Below are 15,242 nucleotides of genomic sequence, written 5' to 3'. Positions count from 1 at the left end.
ATGTGTGTAGCTTACTGCGAAGCGCTTCCCTGTGGCTGCCTCTTTTAGGACGCATAGAGGCGACATTAATTCCCATGGCGGCATCATACAGGTCGCGATACATCATTCGCATTGTTTAAGCCAACGTTTATGACGGCCAGAATAGACAGTGAATGGTAAAGTCGCCTCTTTATCCTCAAAGGAGCAGGGCAGTGCGTAAAGTAGCGATGGCAATTGTGGTGTTGGCGTTGGCCGGATGCGGTGAAGGTAAATCGGTCGATGCGCCCAAGGCCAAGCCTGCCGTGACCGAAAGCCTGCCACAAACCGGCGCGATTGCCGCTCAGGAATGGGATGTGCGCGTCGGCCCGCCAGACCACAAGCTGCAGGCGATCACCGACCTGACCGCCTGGTTGCTGGAGCATGGTTTCAATTTTTATATCGTGAAGGTCGACGGCAAGGATGAGGTGCTGTTGGGTCCGTTCGCAACCAAGGCCGAGGCGGAGGCCAAACAAGCCTTGCTCAACGAAAAAATGGCCCGCGCGAAGAAAACCGACACCGTGTCTGAAATTATCGAACACAACGCCGCGCAGTGACGTGCCAAGTGGGCGGCAACCCCGCCCACGTTCAACCGCAGGCCTTGAGATTCACCGGGCCGACAAACTCGTTGCCCCGTCCCATCACGCAAGCCACGGTCTGGTTGCGCTGGCGCTCCCAGGTTTGCACCGGGTAAGTCTTGTTCCAGGCTTCATACAGCTGGCGATCCTGCTTCGACAGGCGCAGGCCGTATTGCTTGCTCATATAAAAATACGTGCGTGCGATCATGCCGCGAATGGACGGGCGTGGCATGACCTTCTTGGCCTTGAAATCCACTTGGGTCAGGCACGAGCCGTACTGCCCACTTTGCACGGGCAGCCAGCCAAAGCTGAAGTTGTTACGGTCGCCATTCACTTCGCCGATGCTCGGCACCAGATTGTGCAGGTCCGCCTCGGCGCGCTTGAACACATCGTCGTGGCGCGTGCAGTTCTTTCGCCCGCCGTTTTGCCAGCATTGGCGCTGATGCCCGATTTGCCAGGCCGGCACGATGTGTTCCCACTCGATGCGCGCGGCGCGATTGGCGTTTTTGCGCGGGATGTAACCGCAGGCTTTCAAATTCACGCGGTTACCGGTGTATTTGCAGCCGCAATAGAATTCGGTCGATTGGGGGGCGTAAAGCTTCCATGCGATTTTCTTGGCTTCGCTAAAGGTGCGAGGGGCTTGGGCGTTGGCGGTTACGCTTAAAAACAGACAGCACACAGCAATAAAACGGGCACTCACAATCAATCTTCCTTCGGCACAACCCAAAAAATCTGCACGCCACCGTCATCCCGATAGGCGAGGGTGACGTTGTCGTTTTCTGCAATTTCTTCCAGTAGACGTTGCCACACGTCTTCCGGCTCATCGGGTAAACGGAAGAGCAAGGCTGCCTTGGCTTTCTGTGCGTTGGTCGAATTGATGATCTTTTGCACGCGAATAGCCAGGCGCTGATAGGCGTCAGGCGCTGCAGGTGCTGCGGAAGAGGGCTTTGCCACGGAGCATTCCTTAATTTGCTGTACGCACATACAGTATTTAACTGTAGGCGATTTCGCAACTGCTTAAATTTCAAGAAGTTCGTCTGACAGCGATTCGGGAAGTTTGTTGAGAAGGGGGAGCAATTGTGGGAGCGAGCAAGCTCGCTCCCACAGGTCGATCAGCAGTAATCAGTATTCCCAGAACATGCGTTGCAGTTCTTTGCTGTCCTGGGTCTTGGTCAGGGCTACCATGGCCAGGATGCGAGCTTTCTGCGGGTTCAGGTCCAGAGCCGCAACCCAGTCGTATTTGTCGTCTGGTTGTTCAGCGTTACGCAGAACCATACCGCCGGCGTTGACGTGGGAGGAGCGAATGATCTGTACGCCTTGCTTGCGCAATTCGACCAGCGCGGGAACGACTTTCGAGGATACCGAACCGTTACCGGTACCGGCGTGGATGATTGCCTTGGCGCCAGCTTGGGCCAGTGCTTTGTAGGCAGTGTCGCTCACGTTGCCATAGCCGTAGGCAATTTCAACGTCAGGCAGGCTCTTGATGGTCTTGATGTCGAATTCCGAATCCATGGTGTGACGCTTGGCCGGCAGGCGGAACCAGTAGGATTTGCCTTCAACGACCATGCCCAGCGGGCCCCACGGGCTCTTGAATGCCTCGGTCTTGATGTTGATCATCTTGCTGACGTCGCGACCCGATTGGATTTCGTCGTTCATGGTCACCAGCACGCCTTTGCCCCGCGCATCCTTGCTACCTGCGACAGCGACTGCGTTATACAGGTTGAGCATACCGTCAGCCGACATGGCGGTACCTGGACGCATGGAGCCGACCACGACGATAGGCTTGTCGGTTTTTTCTACCAGGTTCAGGAAGTAGGCAGTTTCTTCAAGGGTGTCGGTGCCGTGAGTGATCACGATGCCATCCACGTCTTTGCTGTCAGCCAGTTCTGCGACGCGGCGACCCAGTTGCAGCAGGTTTTCGTTGTTGATGCTTTCCGAAGCAATTTGCATCACTTGTTCGCCGCGTACGTTGGCGATCTGGCTAAGCTCAGGAACGCCGGCGATCAGTTGTTCGATGCCGACTTTGGCTGCCTGGTACGTAGCACTGTTGGCTGCACTGGCGCCGGCGCCAGCAATGGTGCCGCCTGTGGCAAGGATCACTACGTTGGACAGTTTGGTTTTGTTTTCGACTTCTTTTGCCTGTGCGGCAAGGGGGAACAGCAGCAGCAGGGCCATGGCGCCCGGGACAAAGTTCTTCAATGCAGATTTCATTATTTTTCTCTCTGGTTTTTGATGAGTGCTGTAGCCGGTTCATCTAGAACACCCGGGCGGTTCTGAACGCCGCGAGGTGCAGGGGAAAAGCAGGATTTGTACCAGGCTGAGTGTGTGGTTCTTCTTAAATTAACGTATTGATTTAAAACAACTTATGAGATTTTTTAAACTTGTTTTGAGTGAGTGGCGTCCGGCTTTCCGAACGGTTGAGGGGTGGTGTGTTCGGTAGTCCGACAGCCCTGTCACAAAATTCGAGTGCGATTAGCGTCAACACCTGTCGTTTTAGAGAGTGCGAGAAAGAGGTGGCCTTAAACGTTTCAGTCCCCAAGGTTGGTTGGACCAGGCCGAGGGCATGGGATTGAAAGGCCAGTTTCTACCGTTGACAAATCCCGACAAGGTTCTCATAGTTTGCTCAACGCAAACGTTTGCGAGATGTTTCACGAGCGCTCCAGGAGTATCGTGACAGCTCGCATCAGCCGCCCGGGTGGGAGGGCCGCCGAAGAGGTCTTCGGTGCAAGCGTTGCTCACAATAATCATAAGATCGGAGTGAACCCATGAAGCTGCCATTCGCTGGACGTCTTCTTGCTGTCGCTGTGCTTGCCGCATCCGCTGCTTTGCCTCTCTCTTCTGCACTTGCTGATGACGCTGCCAAAACACCTACTGTTGGTTTGGTCATGAAGTCCCTGGCCAATGAGTTCTTCGTCACCATGACCGACGGTGCCAAGGACTACCAGAAAGCGCACCCAGCAGAGTTCAAGCTGATCTCCAACGGGATCAAGAACGAAACAGACACCAGTGCGCAGATCGCCATCGTCAACGAGATGATCAACTCCAAGGTAGACGCGCTTGTCATTGCTCCCGCCGACTCCAAGGCGCTCGCCAGTGTGCTGAAGAAGGCTTCTGATGCCGGTATCAAGGTCGTCAACATCGACAATCGCCTGGACCCGGAGGTACTCAAAAGCAAAAACCTCGATATCCCGTTCGTAGGTCCGGACAACCGCAAAGGCTCCAAGCTGGTGGGCGACTACCTGGCCAAGCAACTGGCCGCGGGTGACAAGGTTGGCATCATCGAAGGCGTACCCACCACGACTAACGCCCAGCAGCGCACCGCAGGCTTCAAGGATGCGATGGACGCTGCAGGCATGAAGATTGTTTCCACCCAATCCGGCAACTGGGAAATCGACCAGGGCAACAAGATTGCTGCAGCGATGCTGAGCGAAACGCCGGACATCAAGGCGCTGCTGGCCGGTAACGACAACATGGCCCTGGGCGCTGTCTCCGCCGTGCGTGCGGCAGGCAAGGCGGGCAAGGTATTGGTGGTGGGCTACGACAACATTGATGCGATCAAGCCAATGCTCAAGGATGGTCGTGTGTTGGCCACCGCTGACCAGGCTGCCGCGCAACAAGCGGTATTCGGTATCCAGAACGCACTGAAGCTGGTCAAGGGTGAGAAGGTCGATGCCAAAGATGGCGTGATCGAAACCCCGGTCGAACTCGTCATCAAGCAGTAATCCCGGCAGTACCCAACAGCGCTCGCTCGTCCTGAGCGGGCGCCTGGAGATTTTCCTATGTCATCTTCCGCCCCGAACGCTGTCCTCTCGGTCAGCGGTATCGGCAAGACCTATGCCCAGCCGGTTCTGTCCGACATCACCCTGACGCTCAATCGCGGGGAAGTGCTCGCGCTGACCGGTGAGAACGGCGCAGGCAAAAGTACCTTGTCGAAGATCATCGGCGGCCTGGTCACACCGACTACCGGGCACATGCAGTTCAACGGTCAGGAGTACTGCCCCGCCAGCCGCACCCAGGCCGAAGCCTTGGGCGTGCGCATGGTCATGCAGGAACTCAACCTGCTGCCGACCCTGACGGTGGCTGAAAACCTGTTTCTGGATAACCTGCCGAGCAACTGTGGCTGGATCAGCCGCAAGCAACTGCGCAAAGCCGCGATCGAGGCCATGGCTCAAGTTGGCCTGGATGCGATCGACCCCGACACCTTGGTTGGCAGCCTGGGCATTGGCCACCAGCAAATGGTCGAGATTGCGCGCAACCTGATCGGCGACTGCCACGTCCTGATTCTCGACGAACCCACGGCCATGCTCACCGCCCGTGAAGTCGAGATGCTGTTTGAGCAAATTACCCGTCTGCAGGCCCGGGGCGTGGCGATCATTTATATTTCACACCGGCTGGAAGAACTGGCCCGTGTCGCCCAGCGCATTGCGGTACTGCGCGACGGCAAGCTGGTCTGCGTCGAGCCGATGGCCAATTACAACAGTGAGCAACTGGTGACCTTGATGGTCGGTCGCGAGCTGGGCGAACACATTGACCTGGGCCCGCGCACCATCGGCGAACCGGCCCTGACGGTGAAGGGCCTGAGCCGTTCGGACAAGGTTCGCGACGTGTCCTTTGAAGTGCGCGCCGGTGAGATCTACGGTATTTCCGGACTGATCGGCGCCGGCCGCACTGAGTTGCTGCGCCTGATCTTCGGTGCCGACCAGGCCGACAGCGGCACCGTGGCCCTGGGTTCGCCGGCCAGGGTGGTCAGTATTCGCTCGCCAGTGGATGCGGTTGGTCATGGTATCGCCCTGATCACCGAGGACCGCAAGGGCGAGGGCCTGCTGCTGACCCAATCGATCAGCGCCAATATAGCCTTGGGCAACATGCCGGAAATTTCCGGCGGTGGCGTCGTCAATAGCCGCAACGAAACCGCCCTGGCCAAACGCCAGATCGACGCCATGCGTATCCGCAGTTCCAGCCCGGGGCAATTGGTGTCCGAGTTGTCGGGTGGCAACCAGCAAAAAGTAGTGATTGGCCGCTGGCTGGAGCGCGATTGCGCAGTAATGCTGTTCGATGAGCCCACCCGAGGCATCGACGTCGGCGCCAAGTTCGACATTTATGCGTTGCTTGGCGAACTGACTCGCCAGGGCAAAGCCTTGGTGGTGGTGTCCAGCGACCTGCGTGAACTGATGCTGATCTGTGATCGCATCGGGGTGTTGTCCGCGGGGCGCCTGATCGAGACCTTCGAGCGTGACAGCTGGACCCAGGACGAATTGCTCGCCGCCGCCTTTGCCGGCTATCAGAAACGTGATGCGCTGCTCAATGAGGCAGCGCCTAGGAATACCCCATGAAAACAAGCATTTCCTCCGGTAAAACTGGCGGCAACTTCTATGGCCTGGGTACTTACCTGGGGCTGGCGGGTGCCTTGCTGGCGATGATTGCGCTGTTCTCGGTACTCAGCGACCACTTCCTGTCCTACGACACCTTCAGCACCCTGGCCAACCAGATTCCGGACCTGATGGTGCTGGCGGTGGGCATGACCTTCATCCTGATCATCGGCGGTATCGACCTGTCGGTAGGTTCGGTGCTGGCATTGGCGGCATCGGCGGTCAGCGTGGCAATCCTGGGCTGGGGCTGGAGCGTGTTACCGGCTGCGCTACTGGGCATGGGCTGCGCTGCATTGGCCGGGACCATCACCGGCTCCATCACCGTGGCCTGGCGTATCCCGTCATTTATCGTGTCTTTGGGGGTGCTGGAGATGGCCCGGGGCGTGGCCTATCAAATGACGGGCTCGCGCACCGCTTATATCGGTGACTCGTTTGCCTGGCTGTCCAACCCGATTGCTTTCGGTATTTCCCCGTCGTTCATCATTGCGCTGCTGGTGATCATTGCGGCTCAGTTGGTGCTGACCCGCACTGTCTTCGGGCGCTACCTGATCGGCATCGGCACTAACGAAGAAGCAGTGCGCCTGGCTGGCATTAATCCCAAGCCATACAAGATTCTGGTGTTCAGCCTGATGGGCCTGTTGGCCGGTGTAGCTGCGCTGTTCCAGATCTCGCGCCTGGAGGCGGCAGACCCGAATGCAGGTTCAGGCCTGGAGCTGCAGGTAATCGCCGCGGTGGTAATCGGCGGCACTAGCCTGATGGGCGGGCGCGGTTCGGTCATCAGTACGTTCTTCGGTGTATTGATCATTTCGGTATTGGCGGCGGGGCTTGCGCAGATCGGCGCTACGGAACCCACCAAACGCATCATTACCGGTGCTGTGATCGTGATCGCCGTGGTCCTCGATACTTACCGCAGCCAGCGCGCCAGTCGGCGGGGCTGAGTCATGGCAACGATCAAGGATGTGGCAGCGCTTGCAGGTATTTCCTACACCACCGTGTCCCATGTGGTGAACAAGACGCGTCCGGTCAGCGAGCCGGTCCGCATCAAGGTCGAGGCGGCGATCAAACAGCTGGACTACGTGCCCAGCGCCGTGGCGCGTTCGCTCAAGGCCAAGACCACGGCCACCATTGGCCTGTTGGTGCCCAATAGCCTCAACCCGTATTTTGCCGAGCTTGCGCGGGGCATCGAGGATTATTGCGAGCGTAATGGCTACTGCGTGATCCTCTGCAACTCCGACGACGACGCGGAAAAACAGCGCAGTTATTTGCGCGTGTTGCTCGAAAAACGCGTCGACGGCTTGATCGTGACGTCGGTGGGCGGCGATGACAGTGGCCTGGCGGCGGGCTTGAGTGCAGTGCGCACGCCCATGGTGATTGTCGACAGGGCCCTGGATGGCATCGATGTCGATCTGGTGCGCATCGACCACGAACAGGGCGCCTACCTTGCGACCTGGCACTTGCTGGAGTTGGGCCATCGGGATATCGCCTGTATCGGCGGCCCGGGGCATACCCGCGTGGCACAAATGCGCCTGGCGGGTTACCAGCGTGCATTGCGCGAGGCGGGTGTCGAGGTGTTGGCCAGCCGGATCCTGGAAAGCGATTTCACCAGCACGGGGGGGTATGCCGCAGCCGTGCAATTGTTAGCGCAAAACCCGCCCAGCGCGATTTTCGCCAGCAACGATATGATTGGTTTCGGCGTGCTGCGCGCAGCCGCAGAACGCAGCATCCGCGTGCCGGCCGAGTTGTCGGTGATCGGTTTCGATGACATTCAGATGGGACGCTACGTCTATCCTGCGCTGACCACGGTCGGGCAGTCGATCCTGCAATTGGGCGAGACGGCGGCCGAATTATTATTGCAACGAATAGCAACACCCCAACGGTCGATCGATCAACGCATCGTGACGCCAAGTATCGTTTTGCGTGAGTCGACGGCGCCATTGGCCGGTGTGTTCGCCCAATACCGCTGAACCGAATTGATGAGTACTGATGTATGCCAGCAAAAGTAGTGGTAGTAGGCAGCTTGAACATGGACCTGGTCACCCGGGCCAGTCGCTTGCCGCGTGCCGGTGAAACCCTGATCGGCCAGAGCTTTTCCACCGTTGCGGGTGGCAAGGGCGCCAACCAGGCGGTGGCATCGGCGCGGCTGGGGGCCAGTGTTGCGATGATCGGATGCGTGGGCACCGATGCCTATGGCAGTCAGTTGCGTGATGCACTGCTGGTGGAAGGGATCGATTGCCAGGCGGTCAGCACCGTAGAGGGCTCCAGTGGTGTGGCATTGATCGTGGTGGATGACAGCAGCCAGAATGCGATTGTCATTGTGGCCGGCAGCAACGGTGAGTTGACGCCCGCGTCTCTGCAAGCGTGCGACGCTGTGCTGCAGGCGGCAGACGTGATCATCTGCCAGCTTGAAGTGCCGATGGACACCGTTGGTCATGCGCTCAAGCGCGGCCGCGAACTGGGCAAGACAGTCATCCTCAATCCGGCGCCCGCGAGTGGGCCTTTGCCCGCTCAGTGGTATGCCTCGATCGATTACCTGATCCCCAATGAAAGTGAAGCCACCGCCCTGAGCGGTGTCACCGTCGACTCGCTCGACAGCGCCAAGGTCGCCGCGACAGCGCTGATCAAGGCGGGGGCGGGTAAAGTCATCATTACGCTTGGCGCCCAGGGCGCACTGTTCGCCGACGGTAGCAGCTTCGAGCATCTGTTGGCGCCGAAGGTCAAGGCGGTGGACACCACAGCCGCTGGCGATACCTTCGTCGGTGGCTTTGCCGCTGCACTGGCCGCGGGCAAGAGCGAAGCCGAGGCGATCCGTTTTGGCCAGGTAGCGGCGGCGTTGTCTGTGACCCGCGCCGGCGCTCAGCCTTCCATTCCTACGCTGCACGACGTACAAGGTTTTGTGCCCTCATGAAAAAGACACCTTTGCTCAATATCGCCCTGTCACGCGTGATCGCGTCCCTGGGCCATGGTGATGTGCTGGTCATCGGCGATGCCGGTTTGCCGGTGCCGCCCGGCGTGGAGTTGATCGACCTGGCACTGACCCAGGGCATTCCGGATTTCATCAGCACGTTGCGCATTGTGCTCAGTGAGATGCAGGTTGAAAGCCACGTGCTCGCGGAAGAAATCCTGCTCAAGCAACCGCCGGCGCTGAGCGCGCTCAATGCGCTGACAGAGCAGGCAGCGCTGGGTGAGCGGCGGCTGCTCAGCCATGAAGAATTCAAGCAACTGAGCCGCACAGCACGCGCGGTTGTGCGTACCGGCGAGTGCCAGCCTTACTGCAATATCGCGCTGGTATCCGGTGTAACGTTTTAGCGTCCCCCCAATGACAAGGAGTGCTTTATGCAACGTGGTCTACCCATCCTGAAAAACCTGTTCCGGAGTGTTCTGCTTTTGTCCGCACTCACAGCTGCAAGCGCCCAGGCGGCGGAAAAAATCGACCTGATCATCGATACCGACCCTGGGGCCGATGACGTGGTGGCGCTGCTGTTCGCCATGGCCTCGCCGGAGGAGCTGAGCATTCGTGCGCTGACCACCGTCGCCGGTAATGTGCGTCTGGACAAGACCTCCCGCAATGCGCGTCTGGCGCGCGAGTGGGCAGGGCGTGAGGACATTCCGGTGTACGCAGGTGCGCCGGCGCCTCTGTTGCGCAAGCCGATCTACGCCGAGAATATCCATGGCAAAGAGGGCATCTCCGGCGTCACCGTGCACGAGCCGAAAAAAGGCCTGGCCGAAGGTAATGCCGTTGACTACCTGATCAAGACGCTGAGCACCGCCAAACCGCACAGCATCACCATCGCCATGCTCGGTCCGCAGACCAACCTCGCGCTGGCACTGACCCAGGCGCCGGAAATCACCCAGGGCATCAAGGAAGTGGTGGTGATGGGTGGTGCGCACTTCAATGGCGGTAATATCACGCCCGTGGCCGAGTTCAACCTGTTCGCCGATCCGGTGGCCGCTGAGATTGTGCTCAAAAGTGGAGTGAAGTTGACCTACCTGCCGTTGGACGTGACCCATAAAGTCCTCACCAGCGACGCCCGCCTGAAGAAGATTGCGGACCTGAACAACAACGCGAGCAAGGTCGTCAGCAGTATTCTGAATGAGTACGTCAAAGGCGACATGGAGCATTACGGCATTCCGGGTGGCCCGGTCCACGACGCTACCGTGGTTGCCTACCTGCTCAAACCATCGCTGTTCAGCGGTCGTCAGGCCAATATGGTCGTCGACAGCCGCGAAGGCCCAACCTTTGGCCAGACCATCGTCGATTGGTACGACGGCCTCAAGCAGGAGAAGAATGTGTACTGGGTCGAGAACGGCGACGCCCAGGGCTTCTTCGATCTGCTGACCGAGCGTCTGGCGCGTTTGAAGTAATACGTTTTACCGGTCGGCGTTCGTCGGCCGGTTCTTATTCTTGTGCGCCCATGTAGTCGGCCGGGTATTTCTCGAATACCTGGCCGATGAACGCTTGTGCCGCCTGGGTTCCCAGTTCCTTGACCAACAGATCGATACCAATGATCGCCAGTTCTTCGGGGCTGCCGGGGCTATAGGAGCTTTGCCCCTGGGGCCACTTGGCTTTGATATCGGCTTGGAGCGTTACGGTGGTCATGGAAATCTCACGGCTGAAAGTACTGGGCAATGCGCTGGAGCGCGGTTCCAGCGGCGCAGTTAACCATTTTGCGCGGCTTTTGGCACTGCTACTTAGGCATGAAGGAGGGGGTATGCGACACTGTTGGCTTGTTTAACAGCCGGGAAACACCGCGTGCAGATCGATCTGAACAAGCCTGAGAACCTGACGCTGGATGCCGTGCGCCAACTGCTTGCCCACGCCAGTGACGACGTACATACCCAGCTTCGGGTAACCAGGGCTGGTATTGCCTATATTTCTTCCGGCGTAGTCGGTGGAGCTCAGATAGATGGCCTGCTGTTTCGTCTGGAGACCTGGGCCAAGGGTTCTGGCTATGTCGGCATTGTGGCGGCCAGCGATGAGGTCTGGGTCATGCAGATCTTCAACGCGCTGAAACAGAACTGGCCATACCCACCATCTGACTACATCGACATCTACTGAGTGCGTTCATATCTAGTCACGATTGACTGGGCGATTGCCCCGCGCGAGTCAGGCAGACTTGCGCGCAGGCGATTAACGTCTTGAAACCAATCGTTCATATCGCTGTCGCACGATCTCTGTCCATTTTTTATCATAGGAGGCTTCATGCCTTGGAAGCTCGCTTCATTCGGTACTTTGTTGGCAGCACTCGCATTGGCGGGTTGCAGCACCCCGGGTGCCTCTGAGCCAGGCAAAGACGCCACCGTGACCGATGCCGGTCATAGCCGCTGTGAGTCGAAGGCCGCCGAGTTCGCAATCGGCCAGAAAGCCTCGCCGCAGTTGCTGGAGCAGGCTCGTACCCGTGCTGGCGCGCAGAATGCACGCATCCTCAAGCCCAACGATATGATTACCCTGGAATATCGTTCTGACCGCCTGAACCTCAACACTGACAACAACCTGGTGATCACGCGGGTCAATTGCGGCTGACAGCTTCGGCTTTTGCATCGCCCATAAAAAACCCCGTCACATGGACGGGGTTTTTTTTAGCTCAGCGGAGAATTACTCGCCGCGAACCTGTGCAGCTTGCATACCCTTTTGGCCTTTCTCAGCCACGAAGGAAACGGTTTGGCCTTCTTTCAGGCTTTTGAAACCGTCGCTTTCGATAGCTTTGAAGTGTACGAACAGGTCGTCACCGCCACCTTGAGGAGTGATGAAGCCGAAGCCTTTTTCATCGTTGAACCATTTAACGGTGCCGGTTTGGCGATTAGACATGGTGTATCTCCAAGAAACATATATTTTCAGTAGTGCTGTGCTGCTCAGGCCAACTGGGCACACTGGGCTATCATAGTCGAAATGTTCGACTTGGGAGCCCCCCCAAGGCATTGTTTGCTAATCAATCGCGTTGCATCTGATCCCTGGATCGGCGCAAAGCCCCGATCTACGGGGCTTTGCGCTGAAATATCAACTGTTAAAAAAAGCCGTAAAACCTGCATAATTTGTGTGAAATGGCAGTTTTCAGGCCATTTTTCCAGCGATATGGTCGTCAGATCAGTGGTCAATCTTACTTTTTCTTCACGACTTTGCAGGACGAAATAGCCGCTACCGCTTTGTTCTTAAGCTCAGGGCTGGCGTTCTGATTGGTCATCAGTTCCTTGATCTCGGCAGTGCTCAATTCGGCATTGATCTTGTCAGCACCACATTCGCAGTGAGCTTTGGCAGTTTTGGCGTCTACGTTCTGACTCGCGGCGGCACTGCAGTCGCTCACAAAGCTGTCACGGGCACCGGCTGGCCAATTGGACGGGGCTGCAGCCTGCGCGCCGAGGGAAAGGAGGCTCAGGGTAGCGGCGACAGCGAGGGTAGAGGTGAAACGCATCATGGGATGCTCCTTTGGGTCGAGGACGAACGGCGATTCTCAGTGGGTTGGAGGCCCGACGTACAGCTCAAGTTCACTTTGCAGCTATAAAGCCTTGAATTGCGCTATACACAAAGCTTCGTCGGCGCGATGACCGTTCATCTGTGCTAGCATCGTGGGCTTGGCTAGTTTCAGGCGCGTCAATTACCGCCTTGCCATGTTTCTTTTTAGCTCAATCCAGTCACTCTGGTTCGATTATCGGTTGGCCGAAAGGCTCCTGCCGCTGTAAGGCAGGCGTTCATCACTGAACGGCCTGGTGTTGGATCTTGTACTGGCTCATCCCAACCCACGTGACCTTTGGTAGGGGTCACCACTAGGAGAGGAGGCGCCATGCCAACTATTACTCTACCCGACGGCAGTCAACGTTCATTCGATCATTCGGTTTCCGTAGCCGAAGTCGCCGCATCCATTGGTGCAGGCTTGGCCAAGGCCACCGTGGCCGGCAAGGTCGACGGCAAACTGGTCGACGCCAGTGACCTGATCACTTGCGATGCCAGCCTGCAAATCATCACGCCCAAGGATCAAGAGGGGCTGGAGATCATTCGCCACTCTTGCGCGCACCTGATTGGCCATGCGGTCAAGCAGCTGTACCCAACCGCCAAGATGGTGATCGGCCCGGTAATCGAAGAAGGCTTCTATTACGACATCGCCTATGAGCGTCCTTTTACACCGGACGACCTGGCGGCCATCGAGCAGCGCATGCACGCGCTGATTGAAAAAGATTACGACGTCATCAAGAAAGTCACCCCGCGTGCCGAAGTGATCGACGTGTTTACCGCGCGTGGTGAAGATTACAAGCTGCGCCTGGTGGAAGACATGCCGGACGAGCAGGCCATGGGCTTGTACTACCACGAAGAATACGTCGACATGTGCCGTGGCCCACACGTGCCGAACACGCGTTTCCTCAAGTCGTTCAAGCTGACCAAGCTGTCCGGTGCCTACTGGCGCGGTGATGCCAAGAACGAACAGCTGCAACGGATCTACGGCACGGCCTGGGCTGACAAGAAACAGCTGGCCGCCTACATCCAGCGCATTGAAGAAGCTGAAAAGCGCGACCACCGCAAGATCGGCAAGCGCCTGAACCTGTTCCACCTTCAGGAAGAAGCGCCGGGCATGGTGTTCTGGCACCCGAATGGCTGGACCCTGTACCAGGTGCTTGAGCAGTACATGCGCAAGGTTCAGCGCGACAACGGTTACCTGGAGATCAAGACCCCGCAGGTCGTTGATCGCAGCCTGTGGGAGAAATCCGGGCACTGGGCCAACTACGCCGACAACATGTTCACCACCCAGTCGGAAAACCGCGACTACGCCATCAAGCCGATGAACTGCCCATGCCACGTGCAGGTGTTCAATCAAGGCCTGAAGAGCTACCGCGAGTTGCCGATGCGCCTGGCCGAGTTCGGTGCCTGCCACCGCAACGAGCCATCCGGTGCACTGCACGGCATCATGCGTGTGCGCGGTTTTACTCAGGACGACGCCCACATCTTCTGCACCGAAGAGCAGATGCAGGCTGAATCCGCCGCGTTCATCAAGCTGACCATGGACGTTTATCGCGATTTCGGCTTTACCGAAGTTGAAATGAAGCTGTCCACTCGTCCGGAAAAACGCGTTGGTTCCGACGAGCTGTGGGATCGCGCCGAAGCGGCACTGGCCGCAGCACTCGACAGTGCGGGCCTTGCGTACGACCTGCAGCCGGGGGAGGGCGCGTTCTACGGTCCGAAGATCGAGTTCTCGCTCAAAGATTGCCTTGGCCGTGTCTGGCAGTGTGGTACCCTGCAGCTCGATTTTAACCTGCCGATCCGTCTGGGAGCCGAATACGTCTCCGAAGACAACAGCCGTAAACACCCGGTTATGCTGCACCGGGCGATCCTCGGTTCGTTCGAGCGGTTCGTCGGTATCCTGATCGAGCACTACGAGGGCGCGTTCCCTGCGTGGCTGGCTCCGACCCAGGCAGTGATCATGAATATCACTGATAAACAGGCAGATTTTGCCGCCGAAGTTGAAAAAACTCTCAACGAAAGCGGATTTCGTGCCAAGTCCGACTTGAGAAATGAAAAGATCGGCTTTAAAATCCGCGAGCATACTTTGCTCAAGGTTCCCTATCTTTTGGTTATCGGAGATCGGGAAGTCGAGATGCAGACTGTCGCTGTGCGTACTCGTGAAGGTGCTGACCTGGGCTCGATGCCCGTCGCCCAGTTCGCTGAGTTCCTCGCGCAAGCGGTTTCCCGGCGTGGTCGCCCAGATTCGGAGTAATTATTATTAAGCGTGAAATGAGACAAGATAAACGAGCTGCACCGAAAGCCCCGATCAACGAGAATATCTCGGCACGCGAGGTTCGGTTAATTGGGGCTGAGGGTGAGCAGCTTGGGATTGTGTCAATTGAAGACGCGCTTCTTAAGGCTGAAGAAGCCAAGCTCGATTTGGTGGAAATTTCCGCCGATGCTGTACCGCCTGTCTGCAAGCTGATGGACTACGGCAAATCGATCTTCGAGAAGAAGAAGCAGATTGCCGCAGCCAAGAAAAACCAGAAGCAGATCCAGGTTAAAGAAATCAAGTTTCGTCCAGGGACGGAGGAAGGGGATTACCAGGTAAAACTGCGCAACCTGGTACGTTTCCTGAGTGATGGGGACAGGGCCAAGGTATCCTTGCGATTCCGCGGCCGTGAGATGGCCCACCAGGAGCTGGGGATGGAACTCCTCAAGCGGGTTGAAGCTGACCTGCTCGAGTACGGTTCGGTCGAACAGCATCCTAAGATGGAAGGACGCCAACTGATCATGGTCATCGCCCCGAAAAAGAAGAAGTAATCAACAGGGCACGGCAGGCCTTCTGATTAT

Annotated in this window: 18 protein-coding genes; 12 read left to right on the top strand and 6 right to left on the bottom strand. The window is 57.7% G+C overall.

Annotated features, from left to right (window positions below):
• The first annotated feature begins 206 nt into the window (after nucleotides 1-206).
• Nucleotides 207-572 carry a hypothetical protein gene (locus tag E4P01_RS27665; protein ID WP_032880279.1) on the top strand — a complete coding sequence of 122 codons (366 nt, stop codon included), beginning with the start codon at nucleotides 207-209 and terminating at the stop codon, nucleotides 570-572.
• Between the two features lie 31 nt (nucleotides 573-603).
• Here E4P01_RS27665 and E4P01_RS27660 read toward each other — a convergent pair whose 3' ends face one another.
• The 3 genes from E4P01_RS27660 to E4P01_RS27650 all read right to left on the bottom strand — a co-directional run bounded on the left by E4P01_RS27660 (nucleotide 604) and on the right by E4P01_RS27650 (nucleotide 2,804).
• A complete protein-coding gene (locus E4P01_RS27660) occupies nucleotides 604-1,293 on the bottom strand; it encodes an endonuclease I family protein (protein ID WP_005789706.1) in 690 nt (229 codons plus the stop codon).
• A gap of 2 nt (nucleotides 1,294-1,295) precedes the next feature.
• Nucleotides 1,296-1,547, bottom strand: a complete 252-nt coding sequence (locus E4P01_RS27655; protein WP_005789704.1) for a DUF1654 domain-containing protein — start codon at nucleotides 1,545-1,547, stop codon at nucleotides 1,296-1,298.
• Nucleotides 1,548-1,715: 168 nt separating this feature from the next.
• On the bottom strand, nucleotides 1,716-2,804 hold the full coding sequence (locus E4P01_RS27650; protein WP_005789702.1) for an asparaginase: 1,089 nt from the start codon (nucleotides 2,802-2,804) through the stop codon (nucleotides 1,716-1,718).
• A gap of 554 nt (nucleotides 2,805-3,358) precedes the next feature.
• Here E4P01_RS27650 and E4P01_RS27645 point away from each other — a divergent pair.
• Genes E4P01_RS27645 through E4P01_RS27615 form a run of 7 tightly spaced genes read left to right on the top strand, consistent with a single transcriptional unit; the run spans nucleotide 3,359 to nucleotide 10,324 of the window.
• Nucleotides 3,359-4,315: a sugar ABC transporter substrate-binding protein gene (locus E4P01_RS27645; protein ID WP_005789700.1), complete on the top strand. Its 957-nt coding sequence runs from the start codon at nucleotides 3,359-3,361 to the stop codon at nucleotides 4,313-4,315.
• A gap of 57 nt (nucleotides 4,316-4,372) precedes the next feature.
• On the top strand, nucleotides 4,373-5,926 hold the full coding sequence (locus E4P01_RS27640; protein ID WP_005789698.1) for a sugar ABC transporter ATP-binding protein: 1,554 nt from the start codon (nucleotides 4,373-4,375) through the stop codon (nucleotides 5,924-5,926).
• Nucleotides 5,923-6,900 carry an ABC transporter permease gene (locus E4P01_RS27635; RefSeq protein WP_032880283.1) on the top strand — a complete coding sequence of 326 codons (978 nt, stop codon included), beginning with the start codon at nucleotides 5,923-5,925 and terminating at the stop codon, nucleotides 6,898-6,900. The genes E4P01_RS27640 and E4P01_RS27635 overlap by 4 nt, the downstream gene beginning before the upstream one ends.
• 3 nt (nucleotides 6,901-6,903) lie before the next feature.
• Nucleotides 6,904-7,926: a LacI family DNA-binding transcriptional regulator gene (locus E4P01_RS27630; RefSeq protein ID WP_216091813.1), complete on the top strand. Its 1,023-nt coding sequence runs from the start codon at nucleotides 6,904-6,906 to the stop codon at nucleotides 7,924-7,926.
• Nucleotides 7,927-7,949: 23 nt separating this feature from the next.
• Nucleotides 7,950-8,867, top strand: a complete 918-nt coding sequence (rbsK, locus tag E4P01_RS27625; RefSeq protein ID WP_005789694.1) for a ribokinase — start codon at nucleotides 7,950-7,952, stop codon at nucleotides 8,865-8,867.
• On the top strand, nucleotides 8,864-9,268 hold the full coding sequence (gene rbsD / locus E4P01_RS27620) for a D-ribose pyranase (protein ID WP_005789692.1): 405 nt from the start codon (nucleotides 8,864-8,866) through the stop codon (nucleotides 9,266-9,268). The genes rbsK and rbsD overlap by 4 nt, the downstream gene beginning before the upstream one ends.
• 27 nt (nucleotides 9,269-9,295) lie before the next feature.
• Nucleotides 9,296-10,324: a nucleoside hydrolase gene (locus E4P01_RS27615; protein WP_148854418.1), complete on the top strand. Its 1,029-nt coding sequence runs from the start codon at nucleotides 9,296-9,298 to the stop codon at nucleotides 10,322-10,324.
• Between the two features lie 34 nt (nucleotides 10,325-10,358).
• Here the strand turns inward: E4P01_RS27615 and E4P01_RS27610 are convergent, their stop codons facing one another.
• Complete coding sequence (locus tag E4P01_RS27610) at nucleotides 10,359-10,559, bottom strand: hypothetical protein (RefSeq protein ID WP_032880288.1); 201 nt, start codon at nucleotides 10,557-10,559, stop codon at nucleotides 10,359-10,361.
• 153 nt (nucleotides 10,560-10,712) lie between these two features.
• Between E4P01_RS27610 and E4P01_RS27605 the strand changes: the two genes are divergently transcribed.
• A complete protein-coding gene (locus tag E4P01_RS27605; RefSeq protein ID WP_032880289.1) occupies nucleotides 10,713-11,018 on the top strand; it encodes a hypothetical protein in 306 nt (101 codons plus the stop codon).
• A 144-nt stretch (nucleotides 11,019-11,162) separates the two neighbouring features.
• Nucleotides 11,163-11,483 (top strand): I78 family peptidase inhibitor, encoded by a 321-nt coding sequence (locus E4P01_RS27600; RefSeq protein WP_032880290.1) that lies wholly within the window; start codon nucleotides 11,163-11,165, stop codon nucleotides 11,481-11,483.
• 72 nt (nucleotides 11,484-11,555) lie between these two features.
• On the opposite strand, the gene E4P01_RS27595 is transcribed toward E4P01_RS27600, so the two are convergent.
• The gene (locus tag E4P01_RS27595) at nucleotides 11,556-11,768 is read right to left on the bottom strand and encodes a cold-shock protein (protein WP_003234260.1); all 213 of its coding nucleotides are present in this window, start codon (nucleotides 11,766-11,768) and stop codon (nucleotides 11,556-11,558) included.
• Nucleotides 11,769-12,057: 289 nt separating this feature from the next.
• Entirely contained in the window at nucleotides 12,058-12,372 is a 315-nt protein-coding gene (locus E4P01_RS27590) for a hypothetical protein (RefSeq protein ID WP_078821838.1), read from the bottom strand.
• Nucleotides 12,373-12,738: 366 nt separating this feature from the next.
• Between E4P01_RS27590 and thrS the strand changes: the two genes are divergently transcribed.
• Nucleotides 12,739-14,661 carry a threonine--tRNA ligase gene (gene thrS / locus E4P01_RS27585; protein WP_005789682.1) on the top strand — a complete coding sequence of 641 codons (1,923 nt, stop codon included), beginning with the start codon at nucleotides 12,739-12,741 and terminating at the stop codon, nucleotides 14,659-14,661.
• The gene (infC, locus tag E4P01_RS27580; RefSeq protein ID WP_169851780.1) at nucleotides 14,661-15,212 is read left to right on the top strand and encodes a translation initiation factor IF-3; all 552 of its coding nucleotides are present in this window, start codon (nucleotides 14,661-14,663) and stop codon (nucleotides 15,210-15,212) included. Before thrS ends, infC begins: the two co-directional genes overlap by 1 nt.
• Nucleotides 15,213-15,242 lie beyond the last annotated feature (30 nt).

This window comes from Pseudomonas sp. NCIMB 10586, assembly GCF_023127895.1.
Lineage (GTDB): Bacteria > Pseudomonadota > Gammaproteobacteria > Pseudomonadales > Pseudomonadaceae > Aquipseudomonas > Aquipseudomonas synxantha_A.
The sequence above is the reverse complement of the archived record's forward strand: the minus strand, read 5'-3'. Positions and strand labels throughout refer to the sequence as shown.